Here is a 22548-nt window from a genome sequence, read left to right on the forward strand (position 1 = left end):
ATACGCCAACTGATCCGGCACCGGGATCAGGCCCAGCGCTTCACCGGACTGCGCCTGCACCTCCGGATCGTCCGGAGCCACCCACGGCACCCCACCGAACGGCACCACACCCGACCCCACCACCACCCGCACACCACTGTCCGCCACCATGAAAGCCAGCCGGTCCGCCGGATACTCCGGATCCAGCGGCACGAACGCCCCACCCGCCTTCCACACCGCCAGCTCCGCCACCACCATCTCCACCGACCGCGGCAGACACAGACCCACCCGCGCCTCACGCCCCACCCCAAGCCCCACCAGATACCGCGCCAAACGGTTGGCCCGCACCTCCAACTCCCCATACGTCAGCGCTTCCTGACCACACCGCACCGCCACCGCACCCGGCGACCGGCCCGCCCAACGCGCGAACAACTCCGGCACCGACCCATCCGGCACAGCCCCCGCCGTGTCGTTCCAGGACACCGTCACCCGCGACCGCTCGGACTCGTCCAGCACGTCGACCCGGCCGACGGGCACCTCAGGATCGGAGGCCACTATGCGTTCCAGCACCCGCACCAGCCGCTGTCCCACCTCCGCGGCCCGCTCCTGGTCGAACAGGTCGGGCCGGTAGGTGACCCGGGCCTGGAGGCGGTCGGTGACGAGGACGCCGAGAGTGAGCGGGTAGTTGGTGGCCTGTTGTCCCGCGGAGGCGGAGAAGGTCGGCATGCCGGGAGCGGAACGCCCCGCGTCGGACGTGGGGTAGTTCTCGAAGACGACGAGGGTGTCGAAGACGGCGCCCGGGCCGGCGATCCGCTGGATCTCGGCCAGGCCGAGGTGCTGGTGGTCGATCAGCCGGGACTGCCGTTCCTGGAGTCGCGTCAGCATCTCGACCATCGGCTGGGCGCCGTCCAGCGGCACCCGTACCGGCAGGGTGTTGATGAGCAGGCCGACCATCGACTCGGCTCCGGGCAGCTCCGCGGGGCGGCCGGCGACCGTGGCGCCGAAGACGACGTCGGTACGCCGGGCCAGCCGGGCCAGCACCAGCGCCCACGCGCCCTGGACGACCGTGTTCACCGTCAGGCCGTGCGTACGGGCCCAGTCGGCCAGCGCCCGGGTGGTGCCGGCGGAGAGTTCCACGTAGCTCTCCGCCGACAGGACCGGCTCGCCGCCACGGTCCGACGGCGCCACGAGGGTCGGTTCGTCGAGCCCGGCGAGCTCCGTCCGCCAGGCGGCGCGCGCCGCGTCCTTGTCCTGGCGGTTCAGCCACGCCAGGTACTCCCCGTAGGAGGCGGCCCGGCGGAGGCCGGAGGCGTCGCCGCCCGCCTCGTACACGGCGGCGAGTTCGCCGAGCAGCACCGGCATCGACCAGCCGTCCATGAGGAGGTGGTGGGAGGTCACGATGAGGCGGTGGCGGTGCTCGCCGAGCCGGATCAGCAGCAGTCGGAGCAGGGGCGGGACCGTGAGGTCCATGCGTTCCGCGCGTTCCTGTGCGGCGAGCTTCCCGGCCTGTTCGGACAGGTCCGGCTCCGCCAGGTGCGACAGGTCGGCCTGCCGCCAGGGCAGCGGCACGTTCCTGGTGATGAGCTGCACGGCCTTGCCGTTCTTGCGGCGCTGGAAGCTCGCCCGGAGCGCCGCGTGCCGGGTGAGCAGGGCCTGCCAGGAGGCGCGTAACCGCTCGGCGTCCAGCGGTCCGTCGACGGCCAGGTCGAACTGCACGGCGTAGACGTCGGGGCCGTTGTCGTCGAAGCCGGAGTGGAACAGCAGCCCCTCCTGCAGGGGCGACAGCGGCCATATTTCCGCCAGGGCGGCTCCCTGGGAAGCTGTTGAAGACGTCACCGGGACAGCCCTTCCTCCAGTTTTGCTGCCATCGCTTCGAATTGCTCGATCTCGTCCTGGTCGAGGTCGAGGAGACCGAAGTCGGACGGGGTGTGCCCGCCCGAGGTCGGCTCGGACGTGTGGGCCGCCAGGCCGCCCAGCATGTGCACCCAGGCCTGTCCCAGCCGCTCCACGTCGTCCTCGTCCAGCAGTGCGGCGGGCCAGTTGAGCGTGACGGACAGGTCGGGTCCTGCCGGGGTGTCCCGGACGACCGCGAGGCCCTCCAGCGCGTGCATCGCGGGCAGCCCGGGGTCGGCCGAGCCTCCGACCGCCGCCTCGCCGGCCAGCTGCCAGGCGCCGACCGTGCCGGAAGGTGCCGCGGCCGTGAACCGGCCCAGGTAGTTGAAGCCGATCTGGGGTGCCGGGGCGGCTTGCAGGACCGGTGCCGTGTCCGGGTTGAGGTGGCGCAGCAGTTCGTAGCCGAGGCCGTCCCCGGGCACCGTCCGTACCTGTTCCTTGACCGCTTTCAGGAGGCGGCCCGCGGCCGGGCCGCCCGTAGCGACGTCCTCGACGTCGGTGTCCGTGAGGTCCAGCCGGGCCGGACGCGCGCTGGTGAACCAGCCGACCGTGCGGGCGAGGTCGACGCCGTCGAGCGGTTCACGGCCATGGCCCTCCACGGCCACGAGGAGCGTACGGGGTGCCGTGTCCTGCCGCCACCGCACGACCGCGGCGGCCAGCCCGGCGAGCAGCACCTCGTGCACGCCGCAGTGGAACGCGGCCGGCATCCGCTCCACCAGCACGGCCGCCTGCTCCGCCGGAATCACCCACGAGCGGCGGCGCAGAGTGTCGGCGGTGTCCGTCACCGGGTCCAGAGCACGACCGCCCAAGGGGGCCTCGGGTTCGCCCAGCAGGGCTGTCCAGGCGTCGAGTTCGGCGACCCGTGCCGCGGAGGCCGCCTGCTCGGACAGCAGGTGCGACCAGCGCCGGAACGACGTGCCCACCGGATCCAGCACCGGCCGGCGCCCGTCGGCGACCGCCTCGCAGGCCGCCTGGAGGTCCGGCAGCAGCACCCGCCACGACACCCCGTCGACCACCAGGTGATGCGCCACGACCACCAGTCGGCCCACCGTGTGCGGGCCGGCGTCGACCCACACGGCCTGGACCATCACGCCCGCCGCCGGGTCCAGCCGTTCCGCCGCCGCCCGGGCCGCCCGCCCGGCGCACTCGTCCAGGTCCGCGGGTCCGGCCTCCACCCGGGAGATGAGCGCGGCGGCCTCCACCGAGCCCCGCTCACCCACCACCAGCGTCCGCGCACCGGGGACGGTCCGGGCGCGCAGCATGTCGTGGGTGTCCAGTACGGCCGTGAGACCGGCGGCCAGCACCCCAAGTCCGAGCCCGGGCGGTGCCCCCACCGTCATCCACTGCGCGAAGAGCGGCCCGGCGGCCCGTGGCCCGAACGCTCGCATCACCGGGGTCCACGCCACCTCGCCGACGCCCAGGTCGGCGGTCGCCGCGGCCTTCCCAGCGGGCTGTGCGACCGCCGCGAGTCGTTCCGGCGTCTTCTCCTCGAAGACCTGACGGGGGGTCAGCAGAAGTCCGGCCCGGCGGGCCCGCGAGACCAGCTGCATGGAGCTGATGGAGTCGCCGCCGAGTTCGAAGAAGCCGTCCTCGACGCCGACCTGCTCCAGGCCCAGCATCTCGGCGAACAGCCCGCACAGGACGCGCTCGGTCTCGGTGCGGGGCTCGCGGCCGGTGGTCCGTCCGGTGAAGTCGGGTGCGGGCAGCGCGGCGCGGTCCACCTTGCCGTTCGCGGTGCGCGGCAGCGTGTCGAGGACGACCACGGCCGCGGGCACCATGTACTCCGGCAGGAGGCCGGCGACCGTGTCCCGTATCGTCCGGCCGTCCACGGTCTGCTCGTCGGCGGCGACGTAGCCGACCAGCCTGCGGTCTCCGGGGCGGTCCTCCCTGATGATCACCGCGGCCTGGCGCACCCCGGGGCAGCCCGCCAGGGCGGCCTCGATCTCGCCGGGTTCGATCCGGTGACCCCGGATCTTCATCTGGTCGTCGGCCCGCCCCACGAAGACCAGCTCGCCGTCGCCGGTCCACCGCACCACGTCCCCGGTGCGGTACATCCGCTCGCCGCTGCCGTACGGGCAGGCCACGAACCGCCCGGCCGACAGTCCGGCACGGCCGAGGTAGCCGCGCGCGAGCCCGGCACCGGCGACGTACAGCTCCCCCGCCACACCGGCCGGCACCGGTCGCAGCCGCTCGTCCAGCACGTACACGTGGGTGTTGGCCACGGGCCGGCCGATCGGAGGTGGGCCGTCGTGGTCGCCGATCCGGCCCACGGTCGAGATGACCGCCGCCTCGGTGACCCCGTACTGGTTGTACATGGCGCGGTCGGCGGTCCAGCGCCGGCGCAGTTCCTCGGGGAGCGCCTCACCTCCGGTGATCAGTACGCGCAGGTCGGGCAGGTGGTCGCACGGCATCTGGGACAGGAAGGTCGGGGGTATCGCCGCGTGGGTGATGCGCCGGGTGCGGACCAGGTCCGTCAGTTCCTCTCCGGACAGGGCCAGCCTCGGCGGGGCCAGGACGAGCCGGCCGCCCGCGCACAGCACGGGCCAGATGTCGGCCATGGCGACGTCGAAGCTCGGCGAGACCAGTTGCAGGACGCGGGTGTCCGCGTCCATGGCGTACCGCCGGGTGTTCTCCACGACGAGGTTCCGCAGGCCGTGGTGCGGCACCGCGACGCCCTTGGGGCGTCCCGTCGAGCCCGAGGTGTAGATGACGTAGGCCGCGTTGCCGGCCCGCAACGGCACGGTGCGCTCGTCGTCCCCGACCGGCCCGCCGTCGTACGCCCCGACCGCTTCGGCCACCGCGGGGTCGTCGGTCACGACGACGCGGCCCGTATACCACTCGGGTACGACGTCCCGGGTGTGGGCCAGGCACAGCACCACGGCCGGGTCGGAGTCCCTGAGCAGGTATTCCGTCCGGTCCGCCGGGTAGTCGGCGTCGACGGGCACATACACGCCGCCCGCCGTCGCCACGGCGAGGAGGGCGACGGCCATCGCCGCCGACCGCTCCACCACGACCGCCACGCGGCACTCCGGACCGACTCCGGCGTCGATGAGGTAGCGCGCGAGGCGCCCGGCGTCCGCCGCCAACTCCCCGTAGGTCAGTGATCGTTCGGCGGACTCGACGGCGACCGTGTCCGGTTCCTGCCGCGCGCGGCGGGTGAACAGCTCGGGCACGAGTGCGTCCGGCACGGCCGTCGCGGTGTCGTTCCAGTCGGCGGTCAGCCGGGTGCGCTCGTCGTCGGTCAGCACGTCGACGTCGCTGAGCCTCAGGCCGGGGTTCGCGGCGACCTGCTCCAGCACCCGCGTCAGCCGGCGCGCGAGCGCCTCGACGGTCTCCTCGTCGAACAGGTCCGTGGCGTAGAGGATCTCTCCGGTGAGACCTGCCGGCGCTCCTTGCGCGTCGTGCCGTTCCGTCAGGGACACGGACAGGTCGAACCGGGCGGCGGCCTCCCGCAGGAGCGTCGTCTGCCGTACCTCCACCCCCGGCAGGTGCCATTCGGGTTCGGGGACGTTCTGCAGCGCCAGCATCACCTGGAACAACGGGTTGCGGGACAGCGAGCGGACCGGGTTGAGCTCGTCCACCAGCCGCTCGAACGGCACCTCCTGATGCGCGTACGCCGCCAGGTCCGCCGCCCGCACCCGCTCCAGCACCTCCGCGAACGTCGGATCCCCCGAGACGTCCGCCCGCAGCACCAGCGTGTTCACGAAGAACCCGACCAAGTCCTCCAGCGCCGTGTCCGACCGCCCCGCCACCGGCGTCCCCAGCACCACATCCCGCCCCGCGCCCATCCGCGCCAGCAGCACACACACCGCCGCGTGCACCACCATGAACATCGTCGCCCGGCCCTTCCCGGCGACCTCCACCAGCCCGGCGTGCGTGGCCGGATCCACGTCCACCGGCACCACACGCCCGGCAAACGACGGCACGGCCGGGCGGGCCCGGTCCACGGGCAGCGTCAGCTCTCCCGACACCCCCGCCAGCTCCGACCGCCAGAAGTCGAGGTGCCGTGCCATCACCCCGTCGGGGTCGTCGGGGTCGCCGAGCATCTCCCGCTGCCACAGCGCGTAGTCCGCGTACTGGACCCGAAGCCCGTCCCACTGCGGCACCCGCCCCGCACACCGAGCCGCATACGCCGCCCCCAGATCCCGCGCGAGCACACCCATCGACCAGCCGTCCACCGCCACGTGATGCGCCACGACCGACAACACGAACTCACCCGGCCCGGCCATCACCAGCCACACCCGCCACGGCACATCGACCCGCAGGTCGAAGCCGCACCGGAGGTGTTCGGCCAGCACGTCCTGGAGCCGGTCGGCGTCGCCGCACTCCACCACGGGCAGTGCCGGGCGGGCGTCCTCACCGCTCAGGATGTGCTGGTAGGGAGTGCCGTCGACGTCGGGGAACACGGTCCGCAGGCTCTCGTGCCGCTCGGCGACATCCCCCAGCGCCGCCTCCAGCGCATCCACGTCCAGGTCGCCCGAAAGACGCAGCACCAACGGCAGGTTGTACGCCGCGGCCGCACCCGGAACCGTCTCCTCCAGCCGGTTCAGGAACCACATCCGCTGCTGGGCGAACGACAACGGCAGTACGTCGGGACGACGCTCCCACGCCCGCACCACCGTCCGGCTCCCGCCCAGGCCGTGGCCCGCGTCGACCACCCGCGCCAGCCCGGCCACCGACGGCTCCGCGAACAACTCCCCGATCCCCAGCTCCACGTCGAGCACCGCCCTGACGCGGGCCAGGAGCCGCATCGCCAGCAGCGAGTCACCGCCCAAGTCGAAGAACGACGCCTCGGCGCCGACCCGCTCCAGCCCCAGCACCTCCGCGAAGAGACCGCACAGGTGCCGCTCGGTGTCCGTCTCGGGTGCGCGTCCGGCCGCACGGTCGGCGAAGTCGGGAGCGGGGAGTGCGGCGCGGTCGAGCTTGCCGTTCACGGTCAGCGGCAGGGCGTCCAGTTCCACCAGCGTGGGCACCATGAACTCCGGGAGCCGCTGCGACAGGTACGCCCGTACGTCCCGCACGTCCACCGTGTCGGCGGCGGGTACCACATAACCGACCAGCCGGTTGTCGCGTACGACCACGGCGGCCTGGGCAACGGACCCGTGCCCCGCCAGAACGGTCTGGACCTCCCCCGGCTCCACCCGGAAGCCACGGATCTTCACCTGCTCATCCGCCCGCCCCGCGAACAGCAGCTCACCCTCCGCCGTCCACCGGGCCAGATCACCCGTGCGGTACATGCGCTCACCGGGGGCGTACGGGCAGGCCACGAACCGCTCCGCCGTCTGACCGGGCCGCCCGACATAACCCCGGGCCACCCCCGGACCTGCCACGTACAGCTCGCCGGTGACTCCGGGCGGGGCGGGTTGCAGCAGGTCGTCGAGTACATAGGTACGGACGTTGTTCAGGGGGCGTCCGATGGCCGGCGGCCGGTCCTGCGGGCCGATCCCCGCATCCACCGCACCCGCGGTGGCCATCACCGTCGCCTCCGTCGGACCGTACGTGTTCCACACCCGCGCCCGACCCGCCCACCGACTCGCCAGATCCGCCGTCAACAACTCCGCACCCAGCACCCACGTCCCCACACCCGGCACCGCATCCGGATCCAGCACACCCAACAACGACGGCACCACACTCGCCGTCCGCACCCCCACCGCACCGATCATCGCCGCCAACGCAGCGGCATCGGCACGCTCCACCTCCCCCGCGATCGCCAGCGTGCCACCCGAGGACAACGTCACCGCCACATCCAGCACCGCCGCGTCAAAACTGAACGAGGCGAACTGCAAAGCCGTCACACCCTCACCCACACCCAGCACCGGCCGCATCGCCCCCACCAGGTTCGCCACACCACCATGAGCCACCGCCACACCCTTCGGCCGCCCCGTCGAACCCGACGTATAAATCACATACGCCAACTGATCCGGCACCGTCCTCAGCCCCAGCGCTTCACCGGACCGCGCCCCCACCTCCGGATCGTCCGGAGCCACCCACCGCACCCCACCGAATGCCGCACCGCTTCCCACGACCACCCGCACACCACTGTCAGCGATCATGAAAGCCAGCCGGTCCGCCGGATACTCCGGATCCAGCGGCACGAACGCCGCACCCGCCTTCCACACCGCCAACTCCGCCACCACCACATCCACCGACCTCGGCAGACACACCCCGACCCGGTCCTCACACCCCACACCGAGGCCCACCAGATACCGCGCCAAACGGTTCGCCCGCACCTCCAACTCGCCATACGTCAACACGGCCTCACCACACCGCACGGCCGGCAACTCCGGCGACCGCCGCGCCCAACGCGTGAACAACTCGGGCACGAGTGCGTCCGGCACGGCCGTCGCGGTGTCGTTCCAGTCGGCGGTCAGCCGGGTGCGCTCGTCGTCGGTCAGCACGTCGACGTCGCTGAGCCTCAGACCGGGGTTCGCGGCGACCTGCTCCAGCACCCGCGCCAGCCGGCGCGCCAGCGCCTCGACGGTCTCCTCGTCGAACAGGTCCGTGGCGTAGAGGATGTCACCGGTGAGACCTGCGGGGGCGCCCTGTTCGTCTCGGCGTTCGGTGAGGGTGATCGCGAGATCGAACCTGGCGGCCGGGGCGACCATGGAGGCCGACCGGACCTGCGCACCGGGTAGGTGCCATTCGGGTTCGGGGACGTTCTGCAGCGCCAGCATCACCTGGAACAACGGGTTGCGGGAGAGCGAGCGGACCGGGTTGAGCTCGTCCACCAGCCGCTCGAACGGCACCTCCTGATGCGCGTACGCCGCCAGGTCCGCCGCCCGCACCCGCTCCAGCACCTCCGCGAACGTCGGATCCCCCGAGACGTCCGCCCGCAGCACCAGCGTGTTCACGAAGAACCCGACCAAGTCCTCCAGCGCCGTGTCCGACCGCCCCGCCACCGGCGTCCCCAGCACCACATCCCGCCCCGCGCCCATCCGCGCCAGCAGCACACACACCGCCGCGTGCACCACCATGAACATCGTCGCCCGGCCCTTCCCGGCGACCTCCACCAGCCCGGCGTGCGTCCCGGCACCCACCCCCAGCGGCACCACACGCCCCACGAACGACGGCACCGCCGGCCGTACCCGGTCCACCGGCAGGGTCAACTCCCCCGAAACGCCTGCCAATTCCGACCGCCAGAAGTCGAGCTGACGGTCCACCAGTCCGGGCCCACCGTCGTCCGGACCCCCGAGCATCTCCCGCTGCCACAGCGCGTAGTCCGCGTACTGGACCCGAAGCCCGTCCCACTGCGGCACCCGCCCCGCGCACCGAGCCGCATACGCCGCGCCCAGATCCCGCGCGAGCACACCCATCGACCAGCCGTCCACCGCCACGTGATGCGCCACCACCGACAACACGAACTCACCCGGCCCGGCCACCATCAGCAACACGCGCCACGGCACGTCGACCCGCAGATCAAAACCACACCGCGCGTGCTCGGCGAGCATCGCGTCGATGCCCTCGGCTCCGGGAAGTCGGACGACCGTCAGCGGTGGCCGTCCCTCCGCGCTGGTCAGAATGTGCTGGTAGGGGGTGCCGTCGACATCGGGGAACACGGTCCGCAGGCTCTCGTGCCGCTCGGCGACATCCCCCAGCGCCGCCTCCAGCGCATCCACGTCGAGGTCGCCCGAAAGACGCAGCACCAACGGCAGGTTGTACGCCGCGGCCGCACCCGGAACCGTCTCCTCCAACCGGTTCAGGAACCACATCCGCTGCTGGGCGAACGACAACGGCAGCACCTCGGGACGCTCCATCGCGCGCAACGGCGGACCACCGTCACCGTGCCGTCCGAGGCGTGCATCGACCACCCGCGCCAGCCCGGCCACCGACGGCTCCGCGAACAACTCCCCGATCCCCAGCTCCACATCCAGCACCGCGCGCACCCTCGCCACCAGGCGCATCGCCATCAGCGAGTCACCACCGGAGGCGAAGAACGACGCCTCCACGCCCACCCGCTCCCGCCCCAGCACCTCCGCGAACAGGCCGCACAGCATCTCCTCCAGCGCTGTCGCGGGCCCGCGTCCGGCTCCTGCGGTGGTTACATCCGGCGCGGGCAGGGCCGCCCGGTCGAGCTTGCCGTTCACGGTCAGCGGCAGGGCGTCAAGTTCCACCAGCGTGGGCACCATGAACTCCGGGAGCCGCTGCGACAGGTACGCCCGTACGTCCCGCACGTCCACCGTCTCGGCGGCGGGTACCACATAGCCGACCAGCCGGTTCTCGCGTACGACCACGGCGGCCTGGGCAACGGACCCGTGCCCCGCCAGAACGGTCTGGACCTCCCCCGGCTCCACCCGGAAGCCACGGATCTTCACCTGCTCATCCGCCCGCCCCGCGAACAGCAGCTCACCCTCCGCCGTCCACCGGGCCAGATCACCCGTGCGGTACATGCGCTCACCGGGGGCGTACGGGCAGGCCACGAACCGCTCCGCCGTCTGACCGGGCCGCCCGACATAACCGCGAGCGAGGCCGGGGCCCGTCAGATACAGCTCACCCACGACACCCGGAGCCACCGGCTGAAGGGCACCGTCGAGAACGTGGACGCGGACGTTGTTCAGGGGGCGTCCGATGGCCGGCGGCCGGTCCTGCGGGCCGATCCCCGCATCCACCGCACCCGCGGTGGCCATCACCGTCGCCTCCGTCGGACCGTACGTGTTCCACACCCGCGCCCGACCCGCCCACCGACTCGCCAGATCCGCCGTCAACAACTCCGCACCCAGCACCCACGTCCCCACACCCGGCACCGCATCCGGATCCAGCACACCCAACAACGACGGCACCACACTCGCCGTCCGCACCCCCACCGCACCGATCATCGCCGCCAACGCAGCGGCATCGGCACGCTCCACCTCCCCCGCGATCGCCAGCGTGCCACCCGAGGACAACGTCACCGCCACATCCAGCACCGCCGCATCAAAACTGAACGAGGCGAACTGCAAAGCCGTCACACCCTCACCCACACCCAGCACCGGCCGCATCGCCCCCACCAGGTTCGCCACACCACCATGAGCCACCGCCACACCCTTCGGCCGCCCCGTCGAACCCGACGTATAAATCACATACGCCAACTGATCCGGCAGCACCTCCAGACCCAACGGACCACCCGCCTGAGCCTCCACCTCCGGATCGTCCGGAGCCACCCACCGCACCCCACCGAACGGCGGCACCCCCGACCCCACCACCACCCGCACACCACTGTCCGCCACCACGAAGCCCAGCCGGTCCGCCGGATACTCCGGATCCAGCGGCACGAACGCCCCACCCGCCTTCCACACCGCCAACTCCGCCACCACCACATCCACCGACCTCGGCAGACACACCCCGACCCGGTCCTCACACCCCACACCGAGACCCACCAGATACCGCGCCAAACGGTTCGCCCGCACCTCCAACTCGCCATACGTCAACACGGCCTCACCACACCGCACGGCCGGCAACTCCGGCGACCGCCGCGCCCAACGCGTGAACAACTCGGGCACGAGTGCGTCCGGCACGGCCGTTCCGGTGGTGCCGGCGTCCGGGGGCGCTTCGAACGTGCCGATCCGCCCCAGGGGCGCGGTGGGTCGCCTGACGGCACCTTCAAGGAAGGTGAGGAAGGACCGCTGGGTGGCCAGGACCCAGTCGTGGTCGTAGAGCGCGGAGTTGGCCTCGAAGGTGACACGCATGCCTTCGTCCGCGGTCCAGCCGCTGACCAGGACGCCGAAGTCCTCGGCGCGGCGGGTCGACAGGTCGCGCACGATGCCGCGGTGCGGTCCGAAGTCCAGGGTCTCGCCGGCCGTCGGCATGACGTTGACGTACGGCCCGAAGTGCCGGCGGTCGCCGTGCGGCCAGTTGAGGTCGCGGCGCAGCTGTTCTCCGCGGAAGCGCTGGTGGACGAGGAGGGCGTCGACCTCCCGGCCGGCCTCGCGGGCCAGGTCGAGCAGGCTGGTGCCGGCCGCCGTGGACAGGCGGACGGGCAGCATGTTGGCCAGGGTGCAGGGGGTGCGCCGGGCCTGGTCGCTGATGCGGCCGGAGACCGGGACGCTCAGGACGGCTTCGGCGGATCCGCTCAGGCGTGCGGTGAAGGCCGCGACCGCGGCGATGACGAGCCGGGGCCAGCTCACGTCGGCCCGGGCCGCGGCCGTGCGCAGGGCCGCGACGGTGCCGGGCGGCAGGTGGCCCGTCGCGCGCAGCACGTCGGGGATGCCGCCGCCGGTGCCGGCTGTCGCTGCGTGGCCGGGTACGGCGGGTGTCTCGGGCCGGTCGGCGAAGTGGTCGTGCCAGTACTGGCGGTCGCGTGCGTACTGCTCGGAGGCCCGGTAGGCGGACTCTTCCGTCAGCAGATCGCTGAGCGGACTGTGGGCCACGGGGGCGGGAGTCTGTCCTCGCAGGAGCGCGGTGTAGACCTCGGCGGTCCTGCGGGCCAGCAGGGAGCAGCCGAAGGCGTCCATGAGGAGGTGGTCGTAGCGCTGAAGCCAGATGTGGCTGTTGGGATTCAGCCGGAAAAGGGTGTGGGAGAAAAGCCTTCCGGTGTGGTGGCCGGTTTCCTCAAGGAGTTCCGCCTGCATGGCCCGCTCGGCGGCCGTCTGCGGATCGTCGGTTCCGGTGAGATCGACGAGGTGGAGCAGGTCGTCACCGGAATGCGGTGGTTCCGCGGGCGGGTCGATGATCTGGAGGACCTTGTCGCCGTCTTCGGCAAAGCGGGTGCGCAGTATTTCCGTCTCGGTCACGACGTGCCGGAGTGCGCGTTCAAATACGTGTGCGTCGATCGGTCCGTGAATTTCGACGTATTGGCCGGCGCTGTACGAACGGCGGGAGCCGTCCACCCGTTGCGCCAGCCATATTCCCTCTTGTGCGTCGAACATGGGCAGGGCGCGACCGGTGTTTCCGTTCATCTTTCCCCCTCGTTCCCCATTCGCCGAACGCGAGCGCGAGCCATCAGCATCTGCTGTTTCGTCGGCTTCGGACCAGCCCGTCCAACCGTGCGCGGCGCACGGTTGGACGGGCTGACAGGAATGGTGGATGCGCGCGCGGAATGGCGCCGCGGATTACATGCTAAGGGCTGTCCCGCAAATGATCTCGGTCGTACAGGCGGCGGGTGATGCCGAGCTTGGCGTGGTGAACGCCGTCGCCTTTCAGACGGCAGTCACGGAGGATCTTCCGGCCCTTCATCCGCGCGAAGGTGTGCTCGACGCGGGCGCGGATCTTGCGGTGGGAAGTGTTGTACTCCCCTTCCCAGGCCGGCAGTTCGCCCTGGCCGTGTTGGCGGCGGTGCGGAATGATTAGGCCAGTGCCACGGTAGCCGCCGTCCGCAATCGCGGTGGTGTTGCCGACAGCGGCCTTTGTCCCGGACAGCTCCCACACCTTGCAGTCGTTGCGGTTGCCCGGCAGTGGCCGGCCGACGGCGACGACGACGAGCCGGGTGTCGGCGTCGATGACGACGTGGTGGTTGGTCGAGTACCAGTAGTTCTTCGACTGCTCGGCAACCCTGTTTGGTCACGCGGGGAACACCAGGGTGCCGTCCACGATCAGCACGGTGTCCCTGCGAAATCGCTTGCGGCACCAGTACTCGGCGACCAGTACCCGGTCCTCCAACGGCAGGCTCCACGGCCGACCCTTGCGAACCGGGCCTGCCGCCTCCCACCGTAGCGCAGTGATCAGCTTCCCGAACCGACGCGGGCTCAGCCGACGAACAGACCCGTCCAGTACGGACTCGACGCAGTGATCACAGCAGTCACGTCGGGATCATTCCACGGCTTCAGCTTCTCCTTGATCGAACGTGATATCACATCGGTTCAGTCTGTTCGACCACTTACTGCATCAACCACCGTCTGATCGCCCAGGAGATGCGTGCCCGTCGGACCGTGAACGGCCAGCTCGCTCGTCCCAGCGACGAGAACAACCAGTCGGCTCCCAACAGTCCCAGGGTCATCCCGACAGCGTTGGCGCACAGGAAGAGTACGTTCTGCCCCATGGACAACGGCTCCGCCTCGGGATCGGTCGTCACCCGACGGCGCCGATAAGCGTGCCCCGCCGCCCTGTGGCACGTCCGCTGCGAACAACTCCACGGCGTCCGACGCCAGAAGGAGCGGGCTGATGAGGCGCTATGCCTCGTGCCCCCGACGGTACGGGCGGAAGACACCCCCCCGACCAGGAACAGCGGGTCCTGGAAGCCATGTACCGCGGCACGAAGGACTTCTGACCCGCGAGCGGGGCTGGATCTGAGCTTGCCGAGGGACTTTCCATGTTGGAAAGTCGGGGTAGACTTTCCAACATGGAAAACGTCACGCCCGAAGGACCTGCCGCCGCCCGTGCCGCCCTCGACAGCGCCGCCGCCGCCCGTGCCGCGGTCGCTGACCGCGCCGCCGCCCCCTGGTGGTACCACGCGGGGCTCGGCCTGGGCGTCGGTCTCGCCTTCCTCTCGATCGATGTCGGCGGAAGCATGGTGCCCACAGGGGTTCTCGTTGGCGGAGTGTTACTGCCCGCCGCGCTCACCCTGACCGTCGCCCGCTCCCGAGGCGTCTCCGTCAATCGCTCCCTGTCCGCGCCCGGCACCCGTCAGCTCAACGGCCTGTACCTGATCATGCTCATCGTCCTCGGCGGCCTGGGCCTGGTCCTCAAGCTGGCCGCGGACCTGCCGGGTGCCATGTCGGTGGCAGGCCTCGCGGCGCTGGCCTTCACCATCTACGTCAGCAGGAGCAACGACGACGCCCTGCGGCACGACCTCCTGCGTCGGCCATGACCGCGTCCGGCCTCGACGAGGTGATCCATCCGACGAACCGGCTGCAGATCTGCGCCATGCTCGCCGCGGTGGAATCCATGGAGTTCTCCGCAGTGCGCGACGCCCTGGGGGTGAGCGACTCCGTCCTGAGCAAACAGATGAAAGTGCTGCAGGAGGCGGGTTACGCCACCGTCAGGAAGGCACCCGTGAACTCCCGGACCCACACCTGGCTCGCCCTCACTGACGCGGGCCGCACCGCTCTCGCCGGACATCTGGCAGAGCTGCGGCGCATCGCGGCACTCGCCGACCCGGCGAAGCAGTAGCCGGACTCCCGCGCAACCCGATGGTCGGGCGGGAGAGGGGAAACCGTACGCCCCCGGCGCGCCACTTCCGCGTCCCGATGGTTCCTCACCCGCTCGGCGTAGTTCCGCACGCACTCCGGCGAGAGTCTCCCCGGCCAGGTGGGGCGCCACCCGCACCCGGACGAAGACCCGGCCGGTGTCCAGCTTGACGTCCCGTCCCGCGTACACCTCGAAGCCCGCGCCCCCGCCGCGCATCCGGGCGGCCAGCCTGGAGCCGAAGAAGCCGCCGAACACCGCTGTCGCCAGATAGTGTGCCGCCTCGGTCGCCTCGCGCATCTTCCGTCGGGGCTGCTGGCTCCGGTGCGCAGAAGGTGAGCGGGACTTCGCGTTCGGGGTGCGACCGCAGCATCAGCAGCCGGGCTCCCGCGGCCCGCCTTGGGACGCCGCCGGTACGGGGGGAGCGAGGTGAAACCGACCTCCCCCGGAGAACTGGCGCGAGGAACAGCTGAGGCGCATCGACATGCTCCCCATCAGCAAGCACGCGGCCGCCCAGGTCCTCGCCTCCTCCGTCCTGGACACCGTGCTGCGCGCCATGGTCCGAGCGGCCCCCCGCATTCAGGGCGCGAAGGGCCAGCTCCACTTCAAGAGCCTGCCGCGAAGCTCCCGAAGGCCTCGCCGGACACCCTGGTCGGCCAGTTCCGCGCGTACTGCATCAACAGCATCCACAAGGCGTACGAGCAGTACTTCGGGCCGCCAGCACCCGAGGAGTACAACCGTCACGCACTGCCCACGCGGCAGGCCCGACGCAGATCACGCTCGCCAACGCCCTCGCCGCGGTAATGCTGGCCGGTCGGCCTGGTCCGGGAACTGGAGGAGGCGCAGCGGCCTCTCAGTCCGGCCGGATGACCACGGCCATCGCCGACAGACGGCGGCCGGGGAAGAAAGACTGTATTCCCCGGCCGCGTCCGGCGCTCATCCCGCGATCAGGCGTCAGCCCGGGCGTACACGTGGGGCACAGCGAGTTCTCCGGGGCTCGCACTGTGACATGTTCACAGACGGTCGTTCGTGCAGCTCAACACCGGTGCAGCTCACCGTAGCGGCAGCAACAGGTGTGGCAGGCTAGCTGAATCGAGGGATTACTGCCGGGCCAAGCTTGGCATCCTCGATTCTGATCGGCGTGTGGAGGCCCGGCTCGACCTGGGGCCGGTTGCCGCCGTGCCCCGCCCCCGCACATCTGCCGGCGCCGCCGGCCGATCACGCACGCAGCCTCGTTGAGGAACTTCCGGGTTTCATCGACGCGGCGCCCCCCCCCGAGTCGGCCGCGAATCCGAGTGGACTCATCTCGACCGGCTAGGTGGTTAAGAACCGACAACTAAGCCGCTCACTGCGTGGGCTCGCGGTTGTAGAGCTTCGTGGCCCACAGGTAGCCGCCCAGGGCGATCAGGGCGCACCAGCCGAGGGCGAGAATCGCGTTGTTGCCGATCGGGGTGCCCATCAGCAGCCCACGCAGGGTCTCGATGAACGGGGTGAACGGCTGGTAGTCGGCGAACCATTGAAGCCCGGCGGGCATCGAGTCAGTAGGGACGAATCCGCTTCCCATCATCGGCAGGATCATCAGTGGCGTCAGCATGTTGCTCGCGGCTGCGACGCTCTTGGCCATGATGGCCAGCGCGACCGACAGCCAGGTGAGCGCGAAGATGATCAGCACGCACACGCCGATCACGCCGAGCCATTCACCGAAGTCTGCGGTGGGCTCGAAGCCCACCAGTAGTGCGACGCCGGTGACGATGGTCATGCTCAGCAGGGTCTGGGCCAGGCTGCCCAGCACGTGGCCGGTGAGCACCGAAACCCGGGCGATGGCCATGGTGCGGAACCGGGCGACGATGCCCTCGGTCATGTCGAAGGCCACCGAGATCGCGGTGCCCTGGGCCGCGGTGGCCGCGGTCATCAGAATGACGCCAGGGACGGCGTAGTTCACGTAGGCATCCCGGCCGCCCGACGGCCCGCCGAGGCCGCTGCCGAGGATGCCGCCGAGGACATAGACGAACAGCAGCAGGAAGACCACCGGGACCCCGGCGGCCGTGAGGGTGAGCGTCGGGTAGCGCAGCATGTGCCGCAACTGGCGGCGCAGCATGGTCACCGAATCGGTGAAGGCGTGGGTGGCGGTGCTCATCGGACGGACTCCTGTTCCGCGACGGGGTTGCCCGTCAGTGCGAAGAAGACGTCGTCGAGATCGGGGGTGTGGACATGGAGTTCGTCTACGGTGAGCGAGGCGCGGTCGAGCCAGTCAAGGAGTGCACGCAACGACCGGACGTCGCCCTGGCTGGCGACCTGCAGAGTGAGTGCCTCATCGTTGCGGGACACCACGTCCAGGGTCTGGGCCGCGTAGTCGAGGTCGCGTGCGTTGGCGAACCGCAGGGTGGTGTGGCCCCCGCCGACCTGCCGCTTGAGCTCCTGTGCCGTGCCCTGGGCGACGATCTTTCCCTGGTGCAGCACCGCGATCCGGTCGGCGAGCTGGTCGGCCTCATCGAGGTACTGGGTGGTGAGGAAGATCGTGACGCCTTCGTCGGTCACCAGACGGCGGATGATTTCCCACATGGTCCGCCTGCTGCGCGGATCGAGGCCGGTAGTCGGCTCGTCGAGGAAGATCACCCGGGGGCGGCCGACGAGCGTCATCGCGAGGTCCAGGCGGCGGCGCATCCCGCCGGAGTACGTCGCCGCAGGCTTGCGGGCCGCGTCCACCAGGTCGAATCGCGCCAGCAGGTCGGTGGCGCACTGCCGCCGTTCCCGGCGGGTCAGGTGGTGCAGGTCGGCCATCAGCAGCAGGTTCTCCTCGCCGGTGAGAAAGCCGTCAACCGCGGAAAACTGGCCGGTGACGCCGATCGCGGCACGGACCGCGTCCGGATCACGGACCACGTCGTGGCTGGCGACCCGGATGTCGCCGGCATCAGCGCGGATGAGCGTGGACAGGATTTGCACCATCGTGGTTTTGCCTGCGCCGTTCGGGCCGAGTAGCGCGAAAACCGATCCTGCGGGGATGTCGAGGTCGATGCCGCTCAGCACCACGTGGTCGCCGTACGCCTTGCGTACCGCGGTCACCGAAAGGGCAGGGGGGCCGAGGTTGGTGGTCATGGGTTTCGCTTCCGTCGATGAGCTTTCAGCCGGCCTTCATGACTCAGTAATAGTTGCGTTGCATGCATTGATTCGTCAATCGCATTCACGTGAAGCAACAGCATTTGTGCAGGTGAGCAAGGCCAATCGTTGCATGACCGGTGACAGGTAATGCAACGGAAGGGCGTTGCATTAAGCTGGTTCGTACGTCGAACAGTGGAGGACGCCCCGATGCCTGGCGACCGACTCACGCTCCAGGACCGGCAGCAGATCGCCGCGGGCCTGCGCGAGGGGCTGACCTACGCCGCCATCGGCCGCCGCATCGGGCGGCCGACTTCAACCGTCACCCGCGAGGTGATGCGCAATGGCGGGCCGCGCGGCTACCACGCCGAGGCGGCGCACCAAGTGGGCGCAGGGCACGTGCGTCAGCGCAGGACCCCAGCGGCAGCGACCTCACCGGGAAGGGTCGACCTCGGCGGGCGCGATCCGCGGATCGTGGACGAGGTGGACGCGCAGAGCGTGGAGCTGATGATTCAGGCCGGGCTCCCGCAGATGATGGCCAAGGTGCTCGCCGCGCTGTTCACCACCGACAGCGGCAGCCTCACCTCTGCGGACCTCGTGCGACGCCTGCGGGTCAGTCCCGCCTCCGTCTCCAAGGCCATCGGCTACTTGGAGAACCAGGCACTCATCAAGCGAGAGCGCGACCCCCGCAGCCGCGCCGAACGCTACGTCATCGAAGACGACGCGGTGTTCACATCCATCATGGCCAGCGCGCGCAACCAGACCCGGATCGCCGAAGCCTGCGCGGCCGGAGCCCGGAAGCTTGGCGTCACCACCCCTGCCGGTGCCCGACTGGAGAACACGAGCCAGTTCCTCCGCCACGTCATCGACGACCTGGTCCGCTCGGCCGAGCACTGGCACAAGGTCTACCCCACCCGCCCTCAACAGACATCCGAAACCGGCTGAGCGGGTCACGTTGGCCGCGCCCGATCCCGGGGGCGAGGCCGGGCACTACTCCGCCGAAGGTGCCGCTGAACTACGACCAGGGGTCGGCGACGTGAGTCCGGGCATGCATGCCCGGACTCACTCAACAAGGGCGATGCTTGTGAAGGCTACGCAAGGTGACCTGTCGCAGAATTCTCCTCCACTCACCCGGAGAGCTGCTAAATCCCCAGCCCGGAAGCAAGGCCGCCCGCCGGACGTTGCAGGCGTTCAGACCGTTCAATCCCTGGTTCAGGGCTCTTGTCAGCTGACGGTTCGCGGCGCGTGCCGCTTCGAGTTCGGCCTCTCCGTCCTTAACCCGACGGGTCAGCTCGGCGTTGCGCTGTTCGAGATGCGTAATCGTGGTCCTCAGCTCGGCGACATCGGCGCAGCCACCCAACCCGGACTCGGCCCACGCTCTCTCGCCGAGGCGTCTGGACAAGTGGTCCTCCGACTGCGTGAGGCGAGCGGCCAGACGGGCGGCGCGTCGGCGTTGGCCAGATCGGTTCGTAGGTAGCGACTCATCGCCGCCGGGCAGTGGCACGAGGGAGACCCGTCGTCCTTGTCGTAATCGACTCCGGGTACGACGCCCCGCGCATCGCGCACCTGCTGGGCTCCCTGCCTGTCGAGATCCTCGGCCGGCTGCGCTCGGGCCGGGTGATGCGCCGGCCGACGCCACCACGCGTCTACGAACCCCGAAGGCGGCCGACCGCCCAAGCACGGGGCGAGTTCACCTCGGTGACCCGGACACCTGGGGCGACGAGCAGCCAGTGACGGTCACTGATATCCGTCTCTACGGAAAGGCCCCCGCGCAGGCGTGGGACCGGCTGCATCCGCGGCTGACGAGACGGGCAGCCTGGAGCGACTACGAGGGGCCGCTGCCCATCATCGAGGGCACCGTCATCCGCCTGGTCGTCGAGGACCTGCCGTCGGGCGGGGTGAACAAGCCGGTGCGGCTGCCGTGGTCGGGCACGGACGCCACCATGGCCGATGTCGACCGCTGCTGGCAGTCCTTCCTCCGACGCTTCGACATCGAGCACACCTCTCGCCCGTTCAAGCAGACCCTGGACTGGACGAAGCCTCGGTTGCGGAGCCCGCAGGCGGCGGACCGCTGGACATGGCTGGCGATCTCGCCCACCCCAGCTCCGGCTCGCCCGTCCGCTCGCCGCTGATCTGCGACGGCCTTGGGAGAAACCGACCGAAGGCGAACAAGCTCACCCCGGCCCGCATCAGGCGGGGATTCCGGAACCTGCACACGAAGACCTCATCACCAGAGCGTGCACCGAAACCCTCAACACCCGGCCCCGAACGCCCTCCCGGATCGACAACGGCCGCCCAGCTTCACGCCACGACGTCGGGCGCGTCCTTGCCACCGGGGCGACCTACACCCGCCCCGCCCACCACAAGAAAGGCACCAAGCCACGGCGCACACAGGGAAAGGAAACGTTCCCGCCGACGGTAGGGTTCCCGCATGCAAGACGGGTGATCTACTCGGCTCCGGCCGCAGCGCGGACGTGTTCGCCATCGATGCACCAAGCTGTGGGGCAAACCAGCATCTGTTTGGACCTCGGAGCCGACACCAGGGACACATGACGCGGGGCTTTTGGGACCCCCGGCTGCAAGCGGGACAGCCCTTAGGAAAGAGGGTCGCTCAGGGAAACCGGGATCGGCGTCGGAGCCGGGAGGCCGGCCGTGCGCGGCGGGAAGGACACTTCCACGGCGAGTCCGCCCCGGGGGCGGGCACGGGCGATGAGGGTGGCGCCGTGCGCGGTGGCGATGGACCGGACGATGGACAGGCCGAGGCCGTGGTGGCCGTCGCCGGCGACCCGGTCGAGACGCTGGAACGGTTCGAAGAGCCGGGCGACCCGGTCCGGGGGGATCTCGGGGCCGGTGTTGGCCACGCGGACGACACAGCGGCCGTTCTGGACGCCGGTGAAGATCTGGACCCATCCGTCGGGCACGTTGTAGTCCAGGGCGTTGTCCAGGAGGTTGGCGAGCAGCCGTTCCACCAGGGCGCCGTCGCCCCAGATGTCCGCTGTGCCGATCGTGGCCTCCAGGCGCAGCCCGCGTGTCTGGGCGTCCCTGCGGCGGCCGTCGACGACCTGGTCGGCCACCTCGGACAGGTTCAGGGGCTCTTGGTGGTCCAGGCCGCGTTCGCTGCTGGAGAGGGTCAGCAGCGACTCCAGGAGGCGGGCCTGCTGCCGACTGAGGTCGAGCAGGCGTTCGAAGTTGGAGCGGAACGAGTCGACGGTGGCGTCGCGGTCTATGAGCGACTCCTCCAGCAGCGCGTGCTCGACGGTGAGCGGGGTGCGCAGCTCGTGCGCCGCGTTGGCCACGAACCGTTTGTGGGAGTCGAGGGCGCTCTCCAGCCGGCTGAGGAGTCCGTCGACGGTGTCCGCGAGGTCCTTCAGTTCGTCGCCGGGGCCCTCGACGGCCAGTCGTTCGTGCACGTTGCGGGCGGAGATCCGCTGGATGGTGGACGTCATGGTGCGCAGCGGGCGCAGCACGCGCCCGGCGACCAGCCAGCCCAGGCCGATCGCGATCACCGACATGATGGCCAGGGCTATGCCGGACTGGACCAGCAGGTGGTGCATCTCGGCGGCGTGTTGTTCCAGGGCCTGCTGCCGCTGTGTCTCGGCGATGGGATCGACGTTGCTGGGGAGTTGCCCGTCGGGGTACACGTGCAGGCCGTCGCCGGGTGAGGCGGGGCCGTCGATGACGGGGCGCCGGTAGATGTAGATGCCGTTGGGGCGGTTGACCAGCACATAGGTGATGCCCAGCAGTACGGCGCCGGAGGCCACGAAGAGCAGCCCGTACAGGAGGGTGAGCCGTACCCGGACCCGGCGGGGCAGGAGCCGGCGCGCGGCCCAGGAGCGCAGCCGGAGCGCGCGGGGTGAGCTGAGCGGACGCATGGTTCTCACATCACTTCGTCAGATCCGGTAGCCGCCGCGGGGCACGGTGTCGATCACCGGCGGGGAGCCGAGCTTGGACCGCAGCCGGTTGATCGTCGCCTTGACCGTGGTGGTGAACGGATCGGCGGCCTCGTCCCAGACCCGTTCCAGGAGTTCCTCGGCGGACACCACACGGCCCTCGGCCGCCATCAGGTACTCCAGGACGGCGAACTCCTTGGGGGTCAGGGCGAGCCGCTCCCCCGCCCTGGTGGCGAGGCGTTGCGCGGGGTCGAGCCGCAGGTCGCCGTGGACCAGGACGGGCGGTACGGCGGGTCGGGCACGCCGGGCGACCGCGCGGATGCGGGCGACGAGTTCGGCGTAGGCGAAGGGTTTGGGGAGGTAGTCGTCCGCGCCGAGGGTGAGGCCCTCCACGCGGTCGGCGATGGTGCCGGACGCGGTGAGCATCAGGACGCGGGTGTGGACGGGTTCGGAGACCAGGACGCCGCAGACCTCGTCGCCGTGTACTCCGGGCAGGTCCCGGTCCAGGACGACGACGTCGTAGTCGACGACCGACGCGCGTTCGAGCGCTCCCTCCCCGTCGTAGACGACGTCGACGGCCATTCCTTCACGACGCAGTACGCGGGCCACCGAGTCCGCGAGCTGTACGTGGTCCTCGACCACCAGCACCCTCACC

At 70.5% G+C, this 22548-nt stretch carries 9 protein-coding genes and 2 pseudogenes; 4 read left to right on the forward strand and 7 right to left on the reverse strand.

Annotated elements, in window-relative coordinates:
• The 3 genes and pseudogenes from NW895_RS35140 to NW895_RS35150 form a co-directional block, all read right to left on the reverse strand.
• Positions 1-1815: condensation domain-containing protein (locus NW895_RS35140; RefSeq protein ID WP_289940894.1), on the reverse strand; the 1815-nt coding region annotated here is incomplete at its 3' end.
• Entirely contained in the window at positions 1812-12743 is a 10932-nt protein-coding gene (locus NW895_RS35145; protein WP_354670150.1) for an amino acid adenylation domain-containing protein, read from the reverse strand. The genes NW895_RS35145 and NW895_RS35140, both read right to left, overlap by 4 nt.
• A gap of 160 nt (positions 12744-12903) precedes the next feature.
• Positions 12904-13586, reverse strand: a pseudogene (locus NW895_RS35150) (transposase).
• A gap of 536 nt (positions 13587-14122) precedes the next feature.
• Here NW895_RS35150 and NW895_RS35155 point away from each other — a divergent pair.
• Together NW895_RS35155 and NW895_RS35160 are read left to right on the forward strand one after the other, a co-directional pair.
• A complete protein-coding gene (locus NW895_RS35155; protein ID WP_289940895.1) occupies positions 14123-14590 on the forward strand; it encodes a hypothetical protein in 468 nt (155 codons plus the stop codon).
• A complete protein-coding gene (locus tag NW895_RS35160) occupies positions 14587-14892 on the forward strand; it encodes a transcriptional regulator (RefSeq protein ID WP_289940896.1) in 306 nt (101 codons plus the stop codon). Before NW895_RS35155 ends, NW895_RS35160 begins: the two co-directional genes overlap by 4 nt.
• Before the next feature lie 1360 nt (positions 14893-16252).
• Here NW895_RS35160 and NW895_RS35165 read toward each other — a convergent pair.
• Both NW895_RS35165 and NW895_RS35170 read right to left on the reverse strand, forming a co-directional pair.
• The gene (locus NW895_RS35165) at positions 16253-17044 is read right to left on the reverse strand and encodes an ABC transporter permease (protein ID WP_289940897.1); all 792 of its coding nucleotides are present in this window, start codon (positions 17042-17044) and stop codon (positions 16253-16255) included.
• Positions 17041-18003: an ATP-binding cassette domain-containing protein gene (locus NW895_RS35170; protein ID WP_289940898.1), complete on the reverse strand. Its 963-nt coding sequence runs from the start codon at positions 18001-18003 to the stop codon at positions 17041-17043. Before NW895_RS35170 ends, NW895_RS35165 begins: the two co-directional genes overlap by 4 nt.
• A gap of 210 nt (positions 18004-18213) precedes the next feature.
• Here NW895_RS35170 and NW895_RS35175 point away from each other — a divergent pair, with 210 nt between their 5' ends.
• The gene (locus NW895_RS35175) at positions 18214-18948 is read left to right on the forward strand and encodes a helix-turn-helix domain-containing protein (protein ID WP_289940900.1); all 735 of its coding nucleotides are present in this window, start codon (positions 18214-18216) and stop codon (positions 18946-18948) included.
• A 532-nt stretch (positions 18949-19480) separates the two neighbouring features.
• Positions 19481-20319, forward strand: a pseudogene (locus NW895_RS35180) (transposase); the annotation flags it as partial.
• A gap of 278 nt (positions 20320-20597) precedes the next feature.
• Here the strand turns inward: NW895_RS35180 and NW895_RS35185 are convergent.
• Positions 20598-21875 carry a HAMP domain-containing sensor histidine kinase gene (locus NW895_RS35185; RefSeq protein WP_289940902.1) on the reverse strand — a complete coding sequence of 426 codons (1278 nt, stop codon included), beginning with the start codon at positions 21873-21875 and terminating at the stop codon, positions 20598-20600.
• An 18-nt stretch (positions 21876-21893) separates the two neighbouring features.
• Entirely contained in the window at positions 21894-22547 is a 654-nt protein-coding gene (locus tag NW895_RS35190; RefSeq protein WP_289940905.1) for a response regulator transcription factor, read from the reverse strand.
• Between the last annotated feature and the right edge of the window lies 1 nt (position 22548).

This window comes from Streptomyces sp. S.PNR 29, from assembly GCF_030386795.1.
In the GTDB taxonomy this organism is placed as follows: Bacteria; Actinomycetota; Actinomycetes; order Streptomycetales; family Streptomycetaceae; genus Streptomyces.

Bases quoted from the DNA above. Each gene is read 5' to 3' on its own strand.
- NW895_RS35145 (WP_354670150.1), bottom strand. From the start codon at position 12,743: ATGAACGGAAACACCGGTCGCGCCCTGCCCATGTTCGACGCACAAGAG.
- NW895_RS35155 (WP_289940895.1), top strand. From the start codon at position 14,123: ATGGAAAACGTCACGCCCGAAGGACCTGCCGCCGCCCGTGCCGCCCTC.
- NW895_RS35160 (WP_289940896.1), top strand. From the start codon at position 14,587: ATGACCGCGTCCGGCCTCGACGAGGTGATCCATCCGACGAACCGGCTG.
- NW895_RS35165 (WP_289940897.1), bottom strand. From the start codon at position 17,044: ATGAGCACCGCCACCCACGCCTTCACCGATTCGGTGACCATGCTGCGC.
- NW895_RS35170 (WP_289940898.1), bottom strand. From the start codon at position 18,003: ATGACCACCAACCTCGGCCCCCCTGCCCTTTCGGTGACCGCGGTACGC.
- NW895_RS35175 (WP_289940900.1), top strand. From the start codon at position 18,214: ATGCCTGGCGACCGACTCACGCTCCAGGACCGGCAGCAGATCGCCGCG.
- NW895_RS35185 (WP_289940902.1), bottom strand. From the start codon at position 21,875: ATGCGTCCGCTCAGCTCACCCCGCGCGCTCCGGCTGCGCTCCTGGGCC.